We start from the raw sequence: 20,842 nt of genomic DNA, 5'->3' as shown, positions 1-20,842 counted from the left end.
GACTCAGACTTGTTGCGTATCACAGTCGATGTTCCCCCATGCGCAACATTCGGAGGCGTCATGATTCGCGCGTGCACGGTGGACGAGCTGCCCCCCGGCGAGTCCGTCCGGATCCCCGGACCGCCCGCCATCGCGGTGTTCCGCACCGAGGACGGCGAGCTGTACGCGATCGGCGACACGTGCACCCACCAGGACGCCTCCCTGGCCGACGGCTGGCTGGAGGGCTGCTTCGTCGAGTGCCCGCTGCACGCGGCCATGTTCGACCTGCGCACGGGCGCGCCGACCTGCCTGCCGGCGAAGGACCCGGTGCGCACGTACCCCGTGGTCGTCGAGGAAGGTGTGGTGTACGTCGAGGGCGTGGCCGACGAGGACGCCGCGTGAAGCGCGTCGCGGTCGTCGGCGCTTCGCTCGCCGGGGTCCGCGCGGCGCAGGAGCTGCGCGCGCAGGGGTACGACGGCGGGATCGTGCTGATCGGCGACGAGCCGCACCTGCCCTACGACCGGCCGCCGCTGTCCAAGGGCTTCCTGGCCGGGACGGCGTCGCGGGAGTCCCTCGACCTGCTCGACACCGGTGACCTGGCGTCGCTGGCCCTGGACTTCCGGCTCGGCGTCCGGGCGACGGCGCTGGAGCCGGCCGACCGGCGCGTGCGGCTGTCGGACGGGACTTCGGTGCACGCGGACGGCGTCGTGATCGCCACCGGCGGCCGCGCGCGCACGCTGCCGGGCTTCGAGGGCGCTTTCGTGCTGCGGACCCTCGACGACGCTCTCGCGTTGCGCGCCGCCTTGGTCCCGGGAGTTCGCGTCGCGATCGTCGGGGCCGGGTTCATCGGGGCGGAGGTGGCGTCGACCTGCCGTTCGCTGGGCCTCGACGTCGTCGTCCTGGAAGCGCTGACCGCGCCACTGGCCCCGGTGCTGGGGCCTTCGCTGGCCGCGGTGTGCGCCCGGCTGCACCTCGACCACGGCACGGACCTGCGGTGCGGCGTCCAGGTCGTGGGCTGTTCCCCGGCCGGCGTCTCGCTGGCGTCCGGCGCGGTCGTTTCGGCCGATGTGGTGGTGACGGGCGTCGGGATGACGCCGTCGACCGAGTGGCTCGCGGGCTCGGGTTTGAAGGTCGGCAACGGCGTCCACACCGATGACGGGCTGGTTACTTCGCTTCCTCAGGTGGTCGCCGTGGGCGATGTGGCCCGGTACGGCGGACGGCGGCACGAGCACTGGACGAACGCGTCCGAGCAAGCGCCGGTCGCGGTGGCCAACCTGCTGGCCGGCCACACCGCGCAGACCTACACGCCGAGCGGATACGTGTGGTCGGACCAGTATTCGGGGACGCTGCAGCTGGCCGGCCACCCCCGCCCGGACGACACGCTTTCGTTCGTCGACGGCGACCCTTCGTCGTCCTCGTTCGTGGCGACCTTCTCGCGCGACGGCGTGACGACCGGGGTGTTCGCGCTGAACAACGCCAAGCTGTTCACCCGCCTCCGCCGGCAGGCCCTGCGCCGCCCGGAGTTTCAACCGGCGGTTCAAGGATAAGCTTCAGGAGCATGGAGCTGGATCTTGACGAGCTGCGGGCACTGGCGGGCTGGACCGCCGACTGCGCCGCCCGGGTGTTACCGCTGATCCCGGACGACCCCCGCCCGGCGGCGGCCATCGCGGCCGCCCGCGAGTTCGCCGCAGGCGCACCCCGCACGAAAGCACTGCGCACGGCGGCCTGGGGCGCCCAGGCCGCGGCAACCGCGGCGCCGAACCCGGCCGCTGCGGCGGCCGCCCGGGCAGCGGTGGGCGCGGCGGGTGCCGCTTACCTCCACCCGCTGGAGTCGCCGCACCAGGTGAAGCACATAGTCGGCCCGGCCCAGCAGGCCGCGTTGGCCCGCGAGCTGGCGGGCGATTCGGCAGCGGCCGAGATCGAGTGGGCCCTCACCCACGCCCCGCCCGAAGTCCGCACCCTCCTGAACCGCTTCCCACCAGGCAAACCGGGCAAAACCCGCCTCGGCGCCCTCCACCGCCACCTCGAGTCCGCCCTCCGGCAGGGACATCTCGCGTGATCGAGCAGGCATCTCGCGTGACTGGGCAGGCATCTCGCGTGACTGGGCAGGCATCTCACGTGATTGAGCAGGCATCAGCGTGATGCCCCTCCAATCACGCATGATGCCCCGCTGATCACACGTGATGCCCCGCTGATCACGTGAGATGCCCGGCCGATCACATCGCGGCTAGAGGGAGAGGTCGTCGAGGTCGGACTCGAGCCGGGCTCGCCAGGTCCAGCGGCGTTCCGTCGTGTCCGCGGCCTCGCCGGGCGGCGGGCCCAGCGGCAGGGCGGGGTCGGTCACCCCGAACGTCACCCGGTACGCCAGGACCGACGCCGCCGTGCGGATCCAGGCGTCGCCCGAGGTGCCGGGCGGTGGGGCCACCCCGAGTGCGTGGCTGAACCAGGCCGGCAGCAGGGCGTTCGAGCCCAGGGCGTCCGTGATCCGGGTCCGCAGCCGGACCTGCAGGTCGTGCCACGCGCGCTCGGCCCGCTCCAGCTGCGGGACCACCCGCGCCTCGACCGCGTCCGCCTCGCGCAGGGCCAGCCGGGCCTGGTCCGCCGTCGAGACGGCCGCCGGGATCTCCTCGTCCAGCAACGTCCGGCGCCGGGTCGACAACGCCCGCAACGACGACTCCGCGTCCCCGCGGGCGCGGGCGCCTCGGTCCGTCGACGCCAGCACGCGCACCACCTCGAGCAGGTCGGCGTCGCACCGGGAAAGCGCGGAACGCACCGAATCCAGGTGCGCGATCTCGTCGGCGTACCGCGCGCGCTGCTCCTTCGTGACCAGCTCCTTGTGCAGGTCGTCCCAGCGCGCCGCCTCCGCCGCGAGCGCCCGCGTCTCCGCGCCGACGTCGTCGAGGTTCACCTGCGGGACGCCGTCGGACACGCGGACCGCGCGCTCCAGGGCCTGGACCTGCTGCTGCAGCCGGTCCAGCCGCCTGCCGAGCAGCTCGAGCCGGTCGTCCTGGCCCGGGCCGCTTTCGAGCCGCTCGGTCAGGTCGGCGACCTCCTGCCCCAGGCGATCTTCGGCCTCGCGCAGCCCGTCGACCGCCGCGAAGAGCTCGTCGAGGTCGCGGCGGGTCGGGTCGGCGGGGTCGAAATACTCCTGGGTGAACTCCGGGTCGTCGCCGTAGGTCGCGTAGCCGTGGCTCATGGGATCCGGCTTTCCCGCCACAGCAGCGCGATCGTGCCCGCGACACCCAGCACCGTCAGGACCGTGCAGACCACCGCCCCCGGCCACGGGATCAGCGCGAGAACCAGCACCGACGCCGTGACACTGCCGGCCCACGCCGCCCGCCTCCGCTCGCGGATCACCGCGCCGGCCCGGCGGACGGGCGCGAAGCCGATCCACAGCCCCGCGCCGAACAGCGGGACCAGGGCCGGCAGCCAGACCGGCGAAAGCACCTCGAACAGCACCAGCGCCGCGGCGACCAGCGGCACGAGCACGGGCGCGGCCGCGAACCAGACGACCGCGCGCTGCGTCGCCGCGTGCCGGGATTCGAGCTCGGCGTCGGCGAGCCGCCGCCGGGCCTCGTCGAACGCCACCTCCGCGTCGAGCAGCCGGTGGGCCGTCGCGACGAGCTCGTCCATCGCCTCGACGTCCCCGGGCGGCGCCGCGAGCCCGTCTCGCAGGTCCTGCTTGAGCCGGGCGACGCGCCCCTCCGCGAGGTCGCGGTCGTGCTGGGCCGGTGTCGTCACGCGACCACTTTAAGTGCCACCACCGTCACCACCCGGCCAACGCGGCCGGTGAGTCGTGAGTCGTCAGAGGTCCCCGAGGGCGGTGACCGGCGACTCCACGCAGTCGGCGACGAACCGCAGGAACCCGCCCGCCGTGCCGCCGTCGCAGACGCGGTGGTCGAAGGCCAGCGTCAGCTCGCAGATCTTCCGGGCCACCAGCGCGCCGTCGACCACCCACGGCCGGTCGATGATCCGGCCGATGCCGAGGATGGCCGCCTCGGGGTGGTTGATGATCGCGGCCGAGCCGTCGACGCCGAAGACGCCGTAGTTGTTCACCGTGAAGGTGCCGCCGGTGAGGTCCGCGGGCGCGAGCTTGCCTTCCCGCGCGGTGCGGGCGCGATCGCCGATCGCCGCCGACAGCTCGCGCGTGGACAGCGCTCCCGCGTCCCGCACGACCGGCACCACCAGCCCGCGGTCGGTCTGCGCGGCGAACCCGAGGTGGATTTCGTCGAGCAGCACGATCTCGTCGCCTTCGACGCGCGAGTTCAGCTCGGGGAACTTGCGCAGTCCCGCGACGGCGAACCGCGCGATCAGGCCGAGCAGGCTCACCGGCTGGTCCGTCTTCGCGTTCAGCGCGGCCCGCGCGGCGACCAGCCCGGTCGCGTCGACGTCCACCCAGACCGTGGCCTCGGGGATCTCCCGCCGGGACGTCGAAAGCTTGTCGGCGACGGCCTTGCGCACGCCGGTCAGCGGGATGCGCTTGCCCTTCGCGGCGGGCTTCTTCAGCGCCGCTTCGACGTCGGCGCGGCGGATGATGCCGTCCGGCCCGCTCGGGGTCAGCTTCGCGAGGTCGATCCCGTTGTCCGCCGCCAGTTTCCGGACGAACGGCGAGATCACGCCGGGCTGCTGCGGCCGGGCCGGCGGGGTGACGCTCACCGGGCGCCGGGCGCGCTTGCGCCGGGTGGCCGGCGCGGTGCCGTACCCGATCAGGACGTTGCCGCTGCCGGACGACGTCGTGACGCCCGGCTCGGAAAACCCGCCGACGCTCAGCAGCGGCGCCCCGACCGGCAGCAGCTGCCCGGGCTCGCCGTGCAGCGCGGACACCACGCCGGCGAACGGCACCGGCACCTCGACCGCGGCCTTCGCCGTCTCGACCTCGACGACGACCTGGTCGACGTCGACGGTGTCGCCGACCTTGACCCGCCAGTCCACGATCGCCGCCTCGGTGAGGCCTTCGCCGAGGTCCGGCAGCAGGAAGTCAGGCACCGGCCACCACCGGCGTGTCGTCCCACTGCAGGCGCGCGATCGTGTCGAGGATCCGGTCGACGTCCGGCAGCATGTGCCGCTCGAGCTTCGGCGCCGGGTACGGGATGTCGAGCCCGGTGACCCGCAGGACGGGCGCGTGAAGCTGGTGGAAGCACTGCTCGGTGACGCGCGCGACGACCTCCGCGCCGTACCCGCCGAACCCGGCGGCCTCGTGCACGACGACGGCCCGCCCGGTGCGGCGGACCGAAGCCGTGACGGTCTCGTCGTCGAACGGCGACAGCGAGCGCAGGTCGACGACCTCGACGTCCCAGCCCTCGGCCTTCGCGGCTTCGGCGGTTTCCAGTGCGGTGGCGACCATCGGGCCGTACGCGATGAGCGTGACGTCCTTGCCGTGCCGGCGGACCAAGGCCTGGTCCATGCGGGGCCCGCTGCGGGTGAAGGTGACCTCTTCACTCGACCAGTAGCGGCACTTCGGCTCGAGGAAGACCACCGGGTCCGGCGACTCGATGGCGTCGCGAAGGAGGTCGTAGGCGTCCTGCGCGGTGCCCGGCGTGACGACGCGCAGGCCCGGCGTGTGCGTGTAGTACGCCTCGCTGGAGTCGCAGTGGTGCTCGACGCCGCCGATGCCGCCGGCGTAGGGCACGCGGATGACCATCGGCATTTCCAGCGCGCCCCGGGTGCGGTTGCGCAGCTTCGCCACGTGGGAGGTGATCTGCTCGAACGCCGGGTAGGCGAAGGCGTCGAACTGCATCTCGACCACCGGCCGGAACCCGCCCATGGCCATCCCGACGGCGAACCCGACGATGCCGGATTCGGCGAGCGGCGTGTCGAAGCAGCGGTCCTCGCCGAAGTCGGCGGTGATGCCGTCGGTGACGCGGAAGACACCGCCGAGCGTGCCGACGTCCTCGCCGAAGACGAGGACGCGGTCGTCGTCCTTGAGGGCGTCCCGCAGGGCCGCGTTGAGGGCCTGCGCCATCGTGGTCGTCATCAGGCCTCCAGTTCGGCTTCGAGGGTGGCGCGCTGGGCTTCGAGCTGGCGGGTCGGTGCCGCGTAGACGTGGTCGAACAGCGACAGCGGGTCGAGTTCGGGCTCGGCGTTCAGCGTGTCGCGGACGGACCGGGCGAACACCTCGGCGTCGGCCGCGAACCGCTCGATTTCTTCCGTGGTCAGGCTTTCGCGGCTCTCGAGGTAAGTCTCGAGGCGCTTGAGCGGGTCCGCTTCGCGCCACTTCGCGACTTCTTCGGCGTCGCGGTAGCGGGTGGCGTCGTCGGCGTTGGTGTGGGCGTCGATGCGGTAGGTGTGGGCCTCGACGAGCACCGGGCCCCGGCCTTCGCGTGCGTGCTTCACCGCGTCGTCGAGGACGGCCAGGACGGCGACGGCGTCGTTGCCGTCGACCTGCTCCGAGCGCATGCCGTAGCCGACGCCCTTGTACGCCAGCGCCTCGGCGGCGCTTTGCTTCTCGAAGGGCACCGAGATGGCGAAGCGGTTGTTCTGCACGAAGAACACGACGGGCGCTTTGAAGACGGCGGCGAAGTTGAGGGCTTCGTGGAAGTCGCCTTCGCTGGTGGCGCCGTCGCCGATGAGCGCGAGCGCGACGGCGTCTTCGCCGCGACGCTGCATCGCGTGCGCCAGCCCGGCGGCGTGCAGAGTCTGCGTCGCGAGCGGAGTGCACTGAGGCGCGACGCGCGTCTCGACGGGGTTGTAGCCGCAGTGCGCGTCGCCGCGAAGGAGCGTCAGGACTTCGCCGGGCTTCAGGCCGCGGGCGACGAGGGCGACGGAGTCGCGGTAGGTCGGGAAGAGCCAGTCGTGCTCTTCGAGCGCCAGCGCGGCGGCGACCTGACAGGCCTCCTGACCGGCGCTGGAGGGGTAGACGGCGAGGCGGCCCTGCTTGGTGAGCGCGGTCGCCTGGACGTCGAACCGGCGGCCCAGGACCATCAGCCGGTAGGCCTCCTTGAGCCGGTCCCCGGCGGGTTCGCCGTACCCGCCGTTTTGGTCGGCACGGCGCCCGTCCTCGGCGACGAACCGCACCGGGGCAGCGGACGGCAGCAGGGTTTCCGCAGCCATGACGCACACCACCTCTCCCAGACATATGATGCTGAAATGGTGGTTCTCGGCGGTGTTGTGTTCAAGGGTTGGCGGAAATGAGCGACAAACGGCCTTCTGCGGCGGTCGTTGCTGACCAAACGTCCACAGGTGTCCTGGCTCACGGCGGTCTGGCGGGACGAACGGTCCCGGCCCTGGACGACGTCGACCGGGCGATGCTGGCGGAGCTGTCCGCGGACGGCCGCCTGGCGGTGCGCGCGTTGGCGGAGCGCCTGCACATCTCGCGGACGAACGCGTACGCGCGGCTGGAGCGCCTGATGGCGGAGGGGGTGATCACGGGCTTCGGCGCGCGGATCGACCCGCGCCGGGCGGGCCTCGGGACGTCGGCGTACATCATGGTGACGGTGGAGCAGACGTCCTGGCGCACGATGGCGACGGACCTGCACGAGATCCCGTACGTCGACCACGTGGCCCTCGTCGGCGGCGACTTCGACATCCTGCTGCTGGTCCGGACCCCGGACAACTCGACGTTGCGGGACGTGGTCCTGGAGCGGCTGCAGGCGCTGGAGGGGGTGCGGTCGACGCGGACGTGGCTGATCTTCGAGGAGCTGCCGGGCTCGGTGCTGAGCTGACCCGGCCGGGCCGGACGTCCGCGGCGAATCACCCGCATGGACGCATCCGGCGACCGACGGGCAACACCCTTGCCCCGCAGTGCTCTTGACCTTCGGCGCCCAGCCGGTTAAGGGTGGCTCCGCCACCGAGCGACTCTTAGTTTATGTCGAGAATTAACAGGCCCTCCAAACAATCGAAACCCTTGACTGCCTCCCCGTCGCCCGGTGAGGATCGGCCGGTCCGCCGTTCATCGCAGAATGGACCAGACCCATGGCCAGTAGATCCCGCGCGTGGTCCCGTGCGCGCCGAAGTTCGCTCGTCACGCTGATGAGCCTGAGCCTGCTGGGCGCCGCAGCACAGGCCCTCCCCGCGCAAGCCGACGCACCCGCGCAGCCCGTCATCGGCCAGCCCGCCAAGGACAAGGACGGCTGCGCCAAGATCGAGAAGAGCCTGCCGACCCTGGCGGACTGGCCGAAGGTCGACAGCCGGCTGAAGGGCAAGGCCGGCGACGAGCAGCGGATCGCCGAAATCCTCAAGGGCATGACCCTGGAGGAAAAGGTCGGGCAGATGACGCAGCCCGAGATCGCCGCCATCACCCCCGACGAGGTCCGCCAGTACGCCATCGGCTCGGTCCTCAACGGCGGCGGCTCGTGGCCGGGCGGGAAGAAGTACGCCACCCAGCAGGACTGGCTGAACCTCGCCGACGCCTTCTGGAACGCCTCCAAGACCAGCCGCACGAAGATCCCCGTCATCTGGGGCATCGACGCCGTGCACGGCAACAACAACGTCTACGGCGCCACCGTCTTCCCGCACAACATCGGCCTCGGCGCCGCGCACGACCCGTGCCTGGTCCGCGACGTCGCCGGCGCCACCGCCCGGCAGATCCGCGCCACCGGCCAGGACTGGGCCTTCTCGCCCACCCTCGCCGTCGTCCAGGACGACCGCTGGGGCCGCACCTACGAAGGCTTCTCCGAAGACCCGCGCATCACGCGCTCCTACGGCTTCGAGGCCATCAACGGCCTCCAGGACGGCGCGACCAAGCGCATCGGCTACAACGGCGTGATCGCCACCGCCAAGCACTTCATCGGCGACGGCGGCACGATCAACGGCCAGGACCAGGGCGTCAACCCCTCGTCCGAGGCCGACATGATCAACATCCACGGCCAGGGCTACTACGGCGCGCTCGCCGCCGGCTCGCAGACCGTGATGGTGTCCTTCAACAGCTGGACCAACGCCGACCTCGGCATCAACGAGGGCAAGCTGCACGGCAGCGACAAGGCGCTGAACCAGATCCTCAAGGGCAAGATCGGCTTCGACGGCCTGGTCGTGTCCGACTGGAACGGCATCGGCCAGGTCACCGGCTGCACGAACTCCTCGTGCCCGCAGGCGATCAACGCCGGCATCGACATCGTGATGGTGCCGAACGACTGGAAGGCGTTCATCACCAACACCGTCGCGCAGGTTCAGAGCGGCCAGATCCCGATGTCCCGCATCGACGACGCCGTCACCCGCATCCTGCGCGTGAAGCTGCGCGACGGCCTGTTCGAGTCGCAGAAGCCGTCCGACCGCTCCTACGCCAACTCCGACGAGGCGCTCAAGGACAACTGGCTGGCCCGCGACGCCGTCCGCGAGTCGCAGACGCTGCTGAAGAACAACGGCAACGTGCTGCCGCTCAAGCCGTCCTCGAAGGTCCTGGTCGTCGGCAAGAGCGCCGACAACATCGCGAACCAGACCGGCGGCTGGACGCTCAGCTGGCAGGGCACCGGCAACACGAACGCCGACTTCCCGAACGCCACGTCGATCCTGACCGGCATCAAGCAGAACCTGGGCGACGCCAACGTCACCTTCGACGCCACCGGCACCGTCGACCCGAAGGGCTTCGACGCGGTCATCGCGGTCATCGGCGAGACCCCGTACGCCGAGGGCGTCGGCGACCTGACCCGCAAGAGCCTCGAAGCGGCGCGGCTCTACCCCGAAGACCTGGCCGTGCTGGACAAGGTCAGCGGCAAGGGCACCCCCGTCGTCACCGTGTACGTCGGCGGCCGCCCGCTGTACATGAACAAGGAGATCAACCGCTCCGACGCGTTCGTGGCGGCCTGGCTGCCCGGCACCGAGGGCGGCGGCGTCGCGGACATGCTGGTCAAGGGCAAGGACGGCACGGGCTACCAGGGCACGCTGAGCTACTCGTGGCCGAAGAGCGCGTGCCAGTCGCCGCTCAACCCGTGGTCACCGGGCTACGACCCGCTGTTCAAGCTCGGTTACGGCCTCAAGACCGGGCAGCGCGTGACGATCGGGCAGCTGGACGAGACCTCCGGGCCGGCGTCCTGCACCTCGACCGGCGGCGGCGGGACCGCGACCGAGGACCTGTCGATCTTCGACCGCACCGACGTCCCGCCGTACACGAGCCAGATCGGCTCGGCGGAGAACTGGGGCGGCACGGTGATCGGCCCGGACGGCACGGCGGCGCACACCGAGATCAACGTCGTCCCGACGGACGTCAACGTGCAGGGCGACGGCCTGAAGGCGACCTGGACGGGCGCCGGAGCGGCCCAGCTCTACATGCAGAACACGGCGGGCACCAACGATCTGCGCGGCTACCTCAACGCCGACGCGGCCCTGGAGTTCGACACGACCGTGCAGCAGGCACCGGCCAACCGGACGGTGATCAGCATGCACTGCGTCTACCCGTGCTTCTCCGAGGTGAACGCGACCAAGCTGTTCACGGACCTGGCGGGCGGCCCGAAGACGACGGTGAAGATCCCGGTGTCCTGCTTCGACAACGGGCTGGACTTCGAGCACATCAACACCCCGTTCCTGGTCTACACCGACGGCACGTTCCAGGCTTCGTTCGCGAACGTGCGGTGGGTGCCGAAGGGGGCGAAGGATCCTGATGCGAGAACCTGTTCGAGCTTGACCTGACGGCGACCGGGCCGGGAGCGAATCCGCTCCCGGCCCGGTTCGTCATCCACCGTGCATTGCCTGCGCAGCGACATGCGCAACAGATTTCTCGGCCAGTAGCGCCGAGGTCAGTCTCCGTGCCCATGTGACTGCCTTGTCGAGGTCACCGGCCGCCCGGACGAGCCGCAGCTGTTCGAGACACCGGTCGACGCCCACCTCCGCGCCCCGGCGGGACACGGCCGGCTCCGGCCTGACCTCGACGGCAGCTCGGCGTCTGCGACGTTCGAGAGCGATCCTCCCCCAGGCACGCATCACCTCGTCGACCTGGTCCATCCGCAATCCGCAGCCGGTCAGGAAGAGCAGGACCTGGTCGGGGTCGACCGGCAGTCCCTTCTGGACACCGAAACCAGGTTGTAGGCGGAACTCCGGGCAATCGACGTCTTCGCTGCCACCTGACCGGCTGTCAGACCAGACCGCTCGAGCACGAGGCGCAGCACGGCCAGGAACCCGTCGAGGGTGGTGAGCGTCAATTCCTCCGGAGCCAGCGTCACCCTGCCCGAGATGCGAAAGGTATCCGGGCCACGTTCGCCGGGGAGCGGAGCACCACGCGGACCAGCGAGCTTCGCTCGCACCGGAGGCCGGCTCCACCAGCCTCGATGAGCCACCCGGATGCTCATCAGCGGCGTCCGGTGGCTTCGCCGACTGCCACCGAAAGGCGGAGATCCAGCCGGAACACCCGTGCCCCACCCACAACGGAGTCGAGTGAGAGACCCGTTCCCGCAAGAATCGCGAGCAAGCCCGGCAACTGGGCCCCTTCGAACAGGAAGATCCCCAGCCAGAGCAGAATCGTGACCACGATGGCACCGGTACCCGGCACCGGAAACGGCTCGTCGCCCGCGACGAGCGCACACGGCCCGCGCTCCCTCGTACGCATGATCGGCCTCCCGGAGCTGCCCTCAGGTGCCCGGGGCAACGATGGATTCGGTGAAGTCGGAGACGTCGAAATCCCACGCCCGGCGTGAGGTGGCACTCGACGCCGGACGTTCCCCACCGGTACGGCACCGCACTGACGGGAACGCCTCGATATTCGCACTCCGGTCCGCGCGGACGCACGTATCGGCGGAAGATGGCGTCCAAAAGGGCGCGAAGTGTCCAAAGAGCCGTCCATGGAAATTCCGGTCATACCCTTGCTTTCGCAGCTCAGCACCCTGCGACGGCTGAATCGACGCCAATACTGGTATATACCGGAATTGCTCTCCATGGAGATCCTCGAATACCTTTCGAATCGCGCGGACAGCTTCGCGCACGGTTCCCGATGTCGAGACGGTGAAGTCGGAGCACGGAACCCCGGACGAGCCGCCGGTGGCACGGCGCTCGTCGCCAAGGTCTTGGCGGCCCTTCAAGATCAGCCGGCCCCACGTGTCGTCGAGCCCGTCGGTCATCGCCGCTCCCGGCCAGGCATGGTCGCCGAGGACTCGGTCCGCGCGGCCCGGCTGGTGGCCGACACCGGCCTGAACGCGCTGCGCTGGATACGGCGGCAGTGCGCCGGATTCCTGCGCGCGCACACCGTCCTCAGCGAAGTCGAGGTGCAGTCCGAGACGGACCGGTACATCGAAGAGCCCGGTCAGGCCGTGGCCTACCTGACCGGGCGGCGGGAAATGCAGCGCCTGCGCCGGTTCGCCGAGGAAGCCCTCGGCGACGCCTTCGACCTCAAAGAGTTCCACGGCGTCGTGCTGAGCAGCGGAAAACTGCCGCTCGACGTGCTGGACGGCGTCGTGCGGACCTGGGCCGGCGCCAAGGTGTGAAGATCCGGTCAGGATGCGGTGGGAACGGTGTCAGGAGGCCTACCCTCGACGCCGTGTGCGCACGTGTACTGGTCGCCGAGGACGACGAGAAGCAGGCTGAGGTTCTCCGGCTCTACCTCGAGAGCGAAGGCCACGCCGTGGTGCTGGTCCCGGACGGCCGGGCCGCTCTCGACGAAGCCCGGCGCGACCGGCCCGACCTGCTGGTCCTGGACGTGATGATGCCGAAGGTCGACGGTCTCGACGTCTGCCGGATCCTGCGCGGGGAATCCGACGTCGCGGTGCTCATGCTGACCGCCCGCGCCACCGAGGACGACCTCCTGCTCGGCCTCGACCTCGGCGCCGACGACTACCTGACCAAGCCGTACAGCCCGCGCGAGCTGATGGCCCGGGTGCGGACGCTGCTGCGGCGGACCGCCGGGCGCCGCGAGCCGCCCGACACCGCCTTGCGGGCCGGTGGGCTGCGGCTCGACCCGGTGCGGCACGAGGTGTCGGTCGGCGGGCGCCCGGTGGAGACGACCCCGGGCGAGTTCCAGCTGCTCGAGACGCTGATCCGGCAGCCGGGCCGGGTGTTCACCCGCCGTCAGCTGCTCGAACTGACCCGGGGCGACGACCGGTTCGTCAGCACCCGGATCATCGACGTCCACGTGCTCAACCTGCGGAAGAAGCTCGAACCGGACCCGCAGAAGCCCGTCTACCTGCGGACCGTCTTCGGCGTCGGGTACAAGCTGACGGCGGAAAATGAGCCCGGGTAGCTTTCCGCGGCGGCGCAGTCTCGTCGTCCGGCTCACCGCCGTCTCCCTGCTCATCGCGCTCGCCTCCATCACCGCGACCGCGTGGCTCGCCGTGCAGACCACCACCCGCGCGATCCAGCAGGAGCAGGGGCAGGCCCTCTCCGGCGACGCGACGATCTACACCGAGCTGCTCGGCTTCGCCGCGGTGAACCACACGTGGGACCAGGTCGGCCCCCGGCTGCGGGCGCTGTCGGAACAGACCGGCCGCCGGGTCGTGCTGACCACCCTCGACCGGCGCGTCCTCGGCGACTCCGGGGGCGCGCCGGTCACCCTGCCGGTCAAGGCGACCGCGTCGGTCGACCCGCTGCACGTCGACCCGGTGCTGCTGCCCGAGGCCGGCACGAGCGGCATCGACCCGCGCGCGGCCGGCCCGTTCAAGCTGCCGAAGTCCGAACGCGAGGAACTCGCCACCCTGGCCAGGAAGGCCACCGCCTGCCTCGGCGCGATCGGCCTGCCCAGCCAGGTGCGCGAATCGCCGACCGGGCGGCCGCTGCTCACCGGGCTCGACCAGCTGTCCGCCCGCTACTACGCCGGCAAGTGCGGGCTGTTCGAACTGGCCGAACCGACGCCGACCGAGCAGGCCGCGCTCACCGGCCTGAACGACGTCGTCAACCGCTGCCTGCAGAGCCAGGGCGCCGAGCCGGTGAAACTGGGGCTCGACCTGGAAGCCCTCGACATCCCGACCCCGCGGCCGATCCAGGGCTGCCTCGACGCGGGCCGCCGCGAGCAGCTCACGCCGTACGTCGCGCCACCCGCGTTGCTGTTCACGCTCGGCCCGGGCGGCTCGCCGCTGCCGACGTTCACGCTCTCCCGGGAGAACCTGACCCGGATCTTCGCGGTGACCGGCGGCGTGCTGGTGCTGGCCGTCGCCCTCACCGCCCTCGTCGCGCGGCGGCTGTCCCGCCCGCTGCGGGCCTTGACCGAGGCCGCGCAGCAGGACCGGCCGGCGCCGGTGAAGTCCCGCGACGAGGTCGGCTACCTCGCCGCCGCGTTCAACGACCTCACCGCGCGGCGCGAACGCATCGAGGAGCAGCGGAAGGCGATGGTCAGCGACATCGCCCACGAGCTGCGCAACCCGCTCAACGTCATCCGCGGCCGGCTCGAAGCCGCCGAAGACGGGCACCTGCCGTTCGACCGGGCCCTGAGCGCGTCACTGCTCGAGGAGACCGTGCTGCTGCAGCACATCGTCGACGACCTGCAGGACCTCGCCGCGGCCGACGCCGGGCAGCTGCGCCTGCACCCCGAGCCCGTCGACGCCGCGGAGCTGGCCGGCCACGTCGCCGCCGCGCACGCCGACCGGGCCGCCACCGGTGGTGTCACGCTCACCGTCGAAGCGCTCGGCGAAGCCGCGTTGACCGCCGACCCGGTCCGGCTCCGGCAGATCGTCGGCAACCTGGTGACGAACGCGATCCGGCACACCCCGGCCGGCGGCCGGGTGACGATCCGCGTCTCGGCCACCGCGGACGAAGTGACGCTCGCCGTGGCCGACACCGGCACCGGCATCGCCGCCGAGGACCTGCCGCACGTGTTCGACCGGTTCTGGCGGGCCGAGAAGTCCCGCAGCCGCCAGACCGGCGGCAGCGGGCTCGGGCTCGCCATCGTGCGGCACCTCGTGCAGGCCCACGGCGGGACGGTGACGGTGGAGTCCGAAGTGGACGCCGGATCGACGTTCACCGTCCGGCTGCCGCGGTCGCGGTAGAGCTACAGGGGCAGGCCGGCGTAGTTCTCGGCCAGTTCGGTCTTCGCGGGGAGGGAACTCACCGTGCGATGCAGCTGGGAGAGCTGGAGCTGGGCGTCGAAGTCGTCGCCGTGGCGGTGCAGCATCGACGTCATCCACCACGAGAAGTGGGTGCAGCGCCAGACCCGCCGCAACGCCGTCTCCGAGTACGCGTCGACGAGCCGGTCGTCGCCGCGGAAGGACGCCGTCAGCGCCCGCGCCAGCAGGGCGACGTCCGCCACCGCCAGGTTGAGCCCCTTCGCCCCGGTCGGCGGCACGATGTGCGCGGCATCCCCGGCCAGGTAGAGGTTTCCGTGCCGCATCGGGGTCGTCACGAAGCTCCGCATCGGGAGCACGCTCTTCTCGGTGATCGTCCCGGTTTCCAGCGTCCACCCCGGAACGCCCAGCCGCTGCGACAGCGCCGTCCAGATCCGGTCGTCGCTCCACCGCGCGATGTCCTCGTCCGGAGCCACCTGCAGGTAGAACCGGCTGACCCGCGGGGAGCGCATGCTGTGCATGGCGAACCCGTCCGGGTGCCAGGCGTAGATCAGCTCGTCCGTCGAGGGGGCGACGTCGGCCAGCACACCCAGCCAAGCGAAGGGATAGGCCCGCTCCCAGACGTGCGGCCGGGGAACCGACGCGCGGCTCGGCCCGTGGAAGCCGTCGCAGCCGACGACGACGTCCGCGTCGATCCGCCGCGCCGTGCCGTCACCGTCCACAAAGGTCACGTGCGGCCTGCCGGTGACGTCGTGCAGCGTGACGTCGGCGGCCGAGTAGTACGCCGGGCGGCCGGCCTTCTCCCGCGCCGCCATCAGGTCCTTGGTCACCTCGGTCTGGCCGTAGACGGTCACCGACCGTCCGATGAGGTCGGTGAAGTCGACGTGGTGCCGGTTTTCCGGCCACTGCAGGTAGATCCCGCGGTGCTCCATGCCCTCGACGTCGAGGCGGGCGCCGAGGCCGACGTCCCGCAGGAGTTCCACCGTGCCCGCCTCGAGGATCCCGGCGCGGATGCGCGCCTGGACGTACTCCGCGGTCTGCCGCTCGACCAGCACCGAGTCGATGCCTTCGAGCCCGAGCAGGTGGGACAGCAGCAGCCCGGCCGGGCCGGCGCCGACGATGACGACCTGGGTGCGCACGGCGAACGTCCTTTCACGCGAGGAGAGCCCGAGCATGGATCGGCGGCCGCGCCCGCCACTACGGCATTCTCATTCAGTGAGAGAAATTCCCCATTGCCCGCGAGATGCCGCGCGCCGCGGCCTGCAGGGCGGGGATCTGGGTCCGCGCGTTCCGGTCGTTGGGCACGATCACCGACAGCGCCGCGACGACGTCGCCGCCCGGGCCCCGCAGCGGGACGGCGATGCCCGTGGTCTCTTCGTCGATGAACCCCGCGCAGAACGCGTACCCGGTGCGCCGGACGTCGGCGAGGAACCGGCGCAGCCGCGCCGGATCGGTCAGCGTCGTGCGGCGGAAGGCGTCGAGCGGGCCGGTCAGCACGTGTTCCTGCAGGTCGGCGGGCGCGTGGGCGAGCAGCACCAGCCCGGACGACGACGCGTGCAGCGGCAGCCGCCCGGCCACCCGCGTCACGTTGACGACCGCGCCGGGCGCCGAGAGCCGCTCGACGAACAGCACCTCGCGGTCCTCCAGCACCGCGAGCTGGGTGTGGTGCCCGACGACGGCGTGCAGGTCCTCCATGAACGGCATCGCCGCCTCGCGCAGCCCGAGCGTCGGCGAAGCGCGGGACGCCAGCTCCCACAGCCGGACGCCGACGCGGACCCGCCGGTCCGGATCGCGCCGCAGCCAGCCGTGCCCGACCAGCTCTTCGACCAGCCTCGACGCCGTCGCGACGGGGAGATCCGCCCGCCGCGCGATGTCGGTGACGCGCAACGCCGGCGTGTCCGGGCCGAAGGTCTCGAAGATCCGGACGACACGGCTCAGCACGGATTCGCCCTGCGCCGGCTTGACCACGTCGGACAGTGTGCCCCACCGCGGCGGCGGGGCACACCGCCCGGCGTCACGGCAGGGCGTTCAGGAACGGTTCGTGGCTGTTCTGGAACTCCCAGCCGTAGTACTTGTCCCAGTTGATCGACCACGTCATCAGCCCGCGGAAGTTCGGCGAGGTACCGCCGCGCAGCGTGTACGAGCCGCAGCCACTGCCCTTGACCAGGCAGTTCACCGCGGTCTGGACGTCGGCGGGTGAGGTGTAGCCGTTGCCCGCGCTGACCGCGGCGGGCAGCCCGATCGCGATCTGGTCCGGCCGCAGGCCGGGGAAGAACTGGCCGGTGTTCGCGACGCTGAAGCCGGCTTTGAGCATGTCGGTCATGGCGATGTGGAACTCGGCGCCGCCCATGTTGTGGTACTGGTTGTCGAGGCCCATCACCGGGCCGGAGTTGTAGTCCTGGACGTGCAGCACGGTGAGCGAGTCGCGCAGCGCGTGGATGACGGGCAGGTAGGCGCCGGTCCGCGCGTCCCCGGCGCCCGAGCCGCCGTAGAACTGGTAGCCGACCTGCACGAAGAACGTCTCCGGCGCCATCGTGAGCACGAATGCTGAGCCGTACTTGGCCTTGAGCGTCTTCAGCGCGGAGATCAGGTTGACGATGACGGGCGTGGTCGGGTTGCGGAAGTCGGTGTCCCCGGCGTTGAGCGACAGCGAGTGTCCCTCGAAGTCGACGTCGAGGCCGTTGAGGCCGTACTTGTCGATGATCGCAGAGACGGAGCTGACGAACTTGTCCCGCGCGGCGGTGGTCGTCAGCTGGACCTGGCCGTTCTGCCCGCCGATGGAGATGAGGACCTTCTTGCCCTGCGCTTGCTTGGCCTTGATCGCGGCGACGAAGTCGGCGTCACTTTCGACGTTCGGGCATTCGGTGGCGGGGCACCGGGTGAACCGGATGTCCCCGGAGGTGACGGAGGTCGGCTCGCCGAAGGCCAGATCGATGATGTCCCAGGCGGCGGGCACGTCGGCCATCCGGACGTAGCCGGAGCCGTTCGCGAAGCTGGCGTGCAGGTAGCCGACGAGGGCGTGCTTGGGCAGGCCGGTGTCAACGCACCCGGAGGTGCTCCCGCTGACGGCGGCGCTCTTCGGCGACTCCCCGGCGCCGTTGTAGGCGGCGACCGTGTAGCTGTGGGTGGTGCAGGCGGTGAGGCCGCCGATGGTGGCACTGGTCCCGCTGCTCGTGGCGACGACGGTGCTGCCTTCGTAGACGCGGTACCCGGTGAGGGTCCCGGCGCTGGCACCCCAGCTCAGGGCCACGGAGTTGGCCGTGACGGCGGTGATCTGCGGGGTGCCGGGAGAGCTGGGAGTGCCGGGGGTATTGCCACCGGGGCCATCGAGGACGACGTCGTCGGCGTAGTAGGTGCCGGCGCCGTACCAGCCGTGGAGGTAGAGCTGGGCGGAGGTCTGGTTGCCGGTGGTGAAGGTGAGCGACAGCTGGTTGTAGGCGCTCGAGTTGCCGGACCAGGTCGAGGGGCCCCCGGTGACCCCGAGGTAGACGGGGTTCCCCCGCACCCAGGCGGAGACGGAGTAGGTGGTGTTGGGCTGAACGGCGACGGTCTGGGAGCACTGGGCATAGTCGGCGCCGGCGGGAGTGCCGGCGAGGGCATGACTGCCGGAGTGCACGGGGCTGGTCACGGTGGTGGCATTGGCACAGGTCCAGCCGGCCAGCGACCCGGCCTCGAACCCGGGATTGGTGAGAAGGTTGGCGGCCGCGGCGGGGACGGCGAGCAGCCCCGAGAGCGCGAGCAGGAAAGCGGCGAGGGTTGCGGAGAGTCGGGAACGCCTCATCGGGTCCTCCAGTCAGGGAGAGACCTTATTGTCTGGACCAATGTGTGAGTTGTCCAGACCAAAAGGAGGGTTGACGGACTCGGGCGGGCAGCCGCACCGGAGGGCGCAACACGAGCCGCCACCCGACGGCCGAACCGGGCACCGCCCAGCGCAAGGCCCGCGGAGCGGGCGAGCCGGGCCCACCCACAGGAGCCCTCACCCGGCTACCCCACCAACCCACGGCAGGGGCTCACCCCATCACCGACCAACCTCAAACACCCACCACCACCTTCGCCACCAACCGCATCCGCCCCGCCCCCACCCGATCGATCACCCGAACACTCCGCCACCCCACCGGCACCTTCCCCGCCAGCAGCTCCTCCCGCCACTTCCCCACCCGCCGCACGTGCCGCGCAAACGACCGCGCCCGCACCACCCGCCCCCGGCTGCGCTGCCCCGCCAGCGCGACCTCCGCCGGCACGTCGAGGAACAGCAACCGCACCGATCGCCCGCTGACCACCCCGACCAGCGCCAGCAGCGCCCGGGTCGAGGCGCGCGTCGACGGCTCGTGGACCACGATCGGGCCGTCCTCACCCAGCGCGCGCCCGACGATCCGCAGCCGGTGCCACGCGTGCACCAGCGGCCGGTACCAGCGGTACGGCACCGCCGCCGGGAGCACCGCCCCGAGCCGCTCCCGGACCTGGTCGGAGTCCAGCACCGGCAGGCCCGCCGCGGCGTGGCGGAGCATGGTCGTCTTGCCCGCTCCGGGCAGCCCCGCCACGACGAGCAGGTCGCGCGGGCCGAGCTCGAGGACAGAGGGCTCGCTCATGCCCCGCCAACGTCCCAGCGAAGGTAATGGTTCCTTTACCTAGCGCTCACCCTCAGTGACGGACAACCATCCGTGCAGCGAAGACCACCCAGCCGGACAGCCGGTTGTCACCCGCCGTGCCCACATCACTCCATTGCCTGAAAACCCATGTGCGGCAAGGCATCCGATACCGGATCCCTTCGGGTGAAGATCGCCCCGGCCCCTTCCCGGCGTCCGGAAAATCCCTATCTTCTGAAAGGGACGCTCAGTGAGAACAGGGGAAACTCGTCATGACCCAGTCGCTGGAACTCCCGGTCCAGGAATTCTGTCTCGATTGGACGCTCACGGGCGGCGATGGCGCCCGGGTCGGGATCACCCTCTCCGGTCAGGTGTCCCTCTTGGACAACAACCGGTTCTACAAGATCGACGGCGTCGTCTACGTCACCGAGGGCGACGCCGACATCCGCGCGGTCGGCAACCCGCGGATCTCCGTGCGCCGCAACGGCGTCGAGAAGACCGGGCGCCAGTGGGGCTGGGAAATGTGCTCGGCGCGCAAGAGCCTCGGCGCGCTGAACACGATGGAGGGCTACTTCGTCCGCACCGGCTACTGGGCGCCCGCCGACCGCGCCATCCAGCTGAGCCTCTGCGCCGAGCAGGGGTGGAACCGGCGCAAGAGCTACAGCCCGAACGTCACCGTCCGGATGGTCGACTGACCACTGTGGACGCCCGGCGCCGCGCCGCCGCGACGACCAGCCCGGCCGCGACCGCGCCGGCCACCGCGCACCCGGCCCCGAACCCCGGCGACGGCTCGTGCACGCGCAACACCGACACGCACAGCCACACCGCGGCGCCGAACAGCAGGCCCAGCACCGGCCCGCCGACCGCCGCGCCCCGCCAGCGGTGGCCGTTGCGGATCGTGCGCAGCCCCGACTCGAGGTAGGCGAGGGCGAACAACGCCAGGATGAGGCTGCCCGCCCCCATCGCGCTGGCCAGCGGGTGCTGACTGGTGAGCAGGGTGAAGGTCCCGGTGGCCGAACCGGTTCGCACCTCGGCGGTGACGGCGCCACCGACGATCCACCGGGCGATCCCCGGCAGGGTGAGTTCCGCGGTGAAGCCGTTGCCGTCGGGCTTGGCCTCGCCGGACGCGGACCCGAGCGGAATCCCGGCGGCGGACAGGTCGAGCGCAACGCGGCCGGGGTTCCCGGGCCCGGTGAAGACCAGCGGCTTGCTGAGGTCGGCTTCGACGGGCGCCGAGACGGAAGCACCCCCGAGCTGCAGCCCACCCGGCACCTCATGCGCCAGCCGGGCTGGGTTGAGCAGCGCGAGCACGACGAGCACGATCGCGGCCGCCGCCGCGGCCAGCCGCAGCCACACCACGGCGGCCTGGGAAGCGCCGGAACCACCGCCCGCGCCGCCGGAGCCCTCGGCGCCCGGCGCGGCGCCAGT

At 71.3% G+C, this 20,842-nt stretch carries 20 protein-coding genes and 1 pseudogene; 9 read left to right on the top strand and 12 right to left on the bottom strand.

The genetic code is table 11. From position 1 onward, the window contains the following. Positions 1-60 precede the first annotated feature (60 nt). From IE317_RS26020 to IE317_RS26010, 3 genes are read left to right on the top strand one after another with little or no spacing between them, the layout of a single operon-like run. On the top strand, positions 61-381 hold the full coding sequence (locus IE317_RS26020) for a bifunctional 3-phenylpropionate/cinnamic acid dioxygenase ferredoxin subunit (protein ID WP_191313967.1): 321 nt from the start codon (positions 61-63) through the stop codon (positions 379-381). Further along, entirely contained in the window at positions 378-1,526 is a 1,149-nt protein-coding gene (locus IE317_RS26015) for an NAD(P)/FAD-dependent oxidoreductase (protein ID WP_191313966.1), read from the top strand. Before IE317_RS26020 ends, IE317_RS26015 begins: the two co-directional genes overlap by 4 nt. An 11-nt stretch (positions 1,527-1,537) precedes the next feature. Continuing rightward, a complete protein-coding gene (locus tag IE317_RS26010) occupies positions 1,538-2,038 on the top strand; it encodes a putative immunity protein (RefSeq protein WP_191313965.1) in 501 nt (166 codons plus the stop codon). A gap of 168 nt (positions 2,039-2,206) precedes the next feature. Here IE317_RS26010 and IE317_RS26005 read toward each other — a convergent pair whose 3' ends face one another. From IE317_RS26005 to pdhA, 5 genes are all read right to left on the bottom strand, one after another. Further along, positions 2,207-3,175, bottom strand: coding sequence for a hypothetical protein (locus IE317_RS26005; protein ID WP_191313964.1), 969 nt, complete (start codon positions 3,173-3,175; stop codon positions 2,207-2,209). Further along, complete coding sequence (locus IE317_RS26000; RefSeq protein ID WP_191313963.1) at positions 3,172-3,720, bottom strand: hypothetical protein; 549 nt, start codon at positions 3,718-3,720, stop codon at positions 3,172-3,174. The genes IE317_RS26005 and IE317_RS26000 overlap by 4 nt, the downstream gene beginning before the upstream one ends. Positions 3,721-3,783: 63 nt before the next feature. Continuing rightward, positions 3,784-4,965, bottom strand: coding sequence for a dihydrolipoamide acetyltransferase family protein (locus tag IE317_RS25995; protein ID WP_191313962.1), 1,182 nt, complete (start codon positions 4,963-4,965; stop codon positions 3,784-3,786). Then, positions 4,958-5,953, bottom strand: a complete 996-nt coding sequence (locus tag IE317_RS25990) for an alpha-ketoacid dehydrogenase subunit beta (RefSeq protein WP_191313961.1) — start codon at positions 5,951-5,953, stop codon at positions 4,958-4,960. Before IE317_RS25990 ends, IE317_RS25995 begins: the two co-directional genes overlap by 8 nt. Beyond that, positions 5,953-7,029 carry a pyruvate dehydrogenase (acetyl-transferring) E1 component subunit alpha gene (gene pdhA / locus IE317_RS25985; RefSeq protein ID WP_191313960.1) on the bottom strand — a complete coding sequence of 359 codons (1,077 nt, stop codon included), beginning with the start codon at positions 7,027-7,029 and terminating at the stop codon, positions 5,953-5,955. Before pdhA ends, IE317_RS25990 begins: the two co-directional genes overlap by 1 nt. A 194-nt stretch (positions 7,030-7,223) precedes the next feature. Between pdhA and IE317_RS25980 the strand changes: the two genes are divergently transcribed. Continuing rightward, entirely contained in the window at positions 7,224-7,640 is a 417-nt protein-coding gene (locus IE317_RS25980; RefSeq protein WP_020640811.1) for an Lrp/AsnC family transcriptional regulator, read from the top strand. A 307-nt stretch (positions 7,641-7,947) separates the two neighbouring features. Beyond that, the gene (locus IE317_RS25975; protein WP_191314050.1) at positions 7,948-10,539 is read left to right on the top strand and encodes a glycoside hydrolase family 3 protein; all 2,592 of its coding nucleotides are present in this window, start codon (positions 7,948-7,950) and stop codon (positions 10,537-10,539) included. Between the two features lie 655 nt (positions 10,540-11,194). Here the strand turns inward: IE317_RS25975 and IE317_RS25970 are convergent. Then, positions 11,195-11,452 carry a hypothetical protein gene (locus tag IE317_RS25970; protein WP_191313959.1) on the bottom strand — a complete coding sequence of 86 codons (258 nt, stop codon included), beginning with the start codon at positions 11,450-11,452 and terminating at the stop codon, positions 11,195-11,197. A 22-nt stretch (positions 11,453-11,474) separates the two neighbouring features. Beyond that, a complete protein-coding gene (locus IE317_RS44680) occupies positions 11,475-11,960 on the bottom strand; it encodes a hypothetical protein (protein WP_229902917.1) in 486 nt (161 codons plus the stop codon). Between the two features lie 18 nt (positions 11,961-11,978). Between IE317_RS44680 and IE317_RS44675 the strand changes: the two genes are divergently transcribed. The 3 genes from IE317_RS44675 to IE317_RS25955 are packed head-to-tail and all read left to right on the top strand — an operon-like array spanning position 11,979 to position 14,813. Next, the gene (locus IE317_RS44675) at positions 11,979-12,323 is read left to right on the top strand and encodes a DUF885 family protein (RefSeq protein WP_229902916.1); all 345 of its coding nucleotides are present in this window, start codon (positions 11,979-11,981) and stop codon (positions 12,321-12,323) included. 53 nt (positions 12,324-12,376) lie between these two features. Beyond that, positions 12,377-13,075 (top strand): response regulator transcription factor, encoded by a 699-nt coding sequence (locus IE317_RS25960; protein WP_191313957.1) that lies wholly within the window; start codon positions 12,377-12,379, stop codon positions 13,073-13,075. Continuing rightward, entirely contained in the window at positions 13,062-14,813 is a 1,752-nt protein-coding gene (locus tag IE317_RS25955; RefSeq protein ID WP_191313956.1) for a sensor histidine kinase, read from the top strand. The genes IE317_RS25960 and IE317_RS25955 overlap by 14 nt, the downstream gene beginning before the upstream one ends. A gap of 2 nt (positions 14,814-14,815) precedes the next feature. Here the strand turns inward: IE317_RS25955 and IE317_RS25950 are convergent, their stop codons facing one another. The 4 genes from IE317_RS25950 to IE317_RS25935 form a co-directional block, all read right to left on the bottom strand. After that, positions 14,816-15,967, bottom strand: coding sequence for a 4-hydroxybenzoate 3-monooxygenase (locus IE317_RS25950; RefSeq protein ID WP_191313955.1), 1,152 nt, complete (start codon positions 15,965-15,967; stop codon positions 14,816-14,818). Between the two features lie 73 nt (positions 15,968-16,040). Beyond that, the gene (locus IE317_RS25945) at positions 16,041-16,796 is read right to left on the bottom strand and encodes an IclR family transcriptional regulator (RefSeq protein ID WP_191313954.1); all 756 of its coding nucleotides are present in this window, start codon (positions 16,794-16,796) and stop codon (positions 16,041-16,043) included. 46 nt (positions 16,797-16,842) lie between these two features. After that, positions 16,843-18,609 (bottom strand): chitinase, encoded by a 1,767-nt coding sequence (locus IE317_RS25940; RefSeq protein WP_191313953.1) that lies wholly within the window; start codon positions 18,607-18,609, stop codon positions 16,843-16,845. A 250-nt stretch (positions 18,610-18,859) separates the two neighbouring features. Further along, the gene (locus IE317_RS25935) at positions 18,860-19,417 is read right to left on the bottom strand and encodes an AAA family ATPase (protein ID WP_191313952.1); all 558 of its coding nucleotides are present in this window, start codon (positions 19,415-19,417) and stop codon (positions 18,860-18,862) included. 269 nt (positions 19,418-19,686) lie between these two features. On the opposite strand from IE317_RS25935, the gene IE317_RS25930 reads away from it, so the two are divergent. Then, positions 19,687-20,109, top strand: coding sequence for a hypothetical protein (locus IE317_RS25930; protein ID WP_191313951.1), 423 nt, complete (start codon positions 19,687-19,689; stop codon positions 20,107-20,109). On the opposite strand, the pseudogene IE317_RS25925 reads toward IE317_RS25930, so the two are convergent. Beyond that, a pseudogene (locus IE317_RS25925) lies at positions 20,087-20,842 on the bottom strand (serine/threonine-protein kinase); the annotation flags it as partial. The gene IE317_RS25930 and the pseudogene IE317_RS25925 overlap by 23 nt on opposite strands.

The sequence above is a fragment of the Amycolatopsis bullii genome (genome assembly GCF_014654205.1).
Taxonomy (GTDB): Bacteria; Actinomycetota; Actinomycetes; order Mycobacteriales; family Pseudonocardiaceae; genus Amycolatopsis; species Amycolatopsis plumensis.
This window is presented reverse-complemented; position numbering and strand designations above follow the sequence as displayed.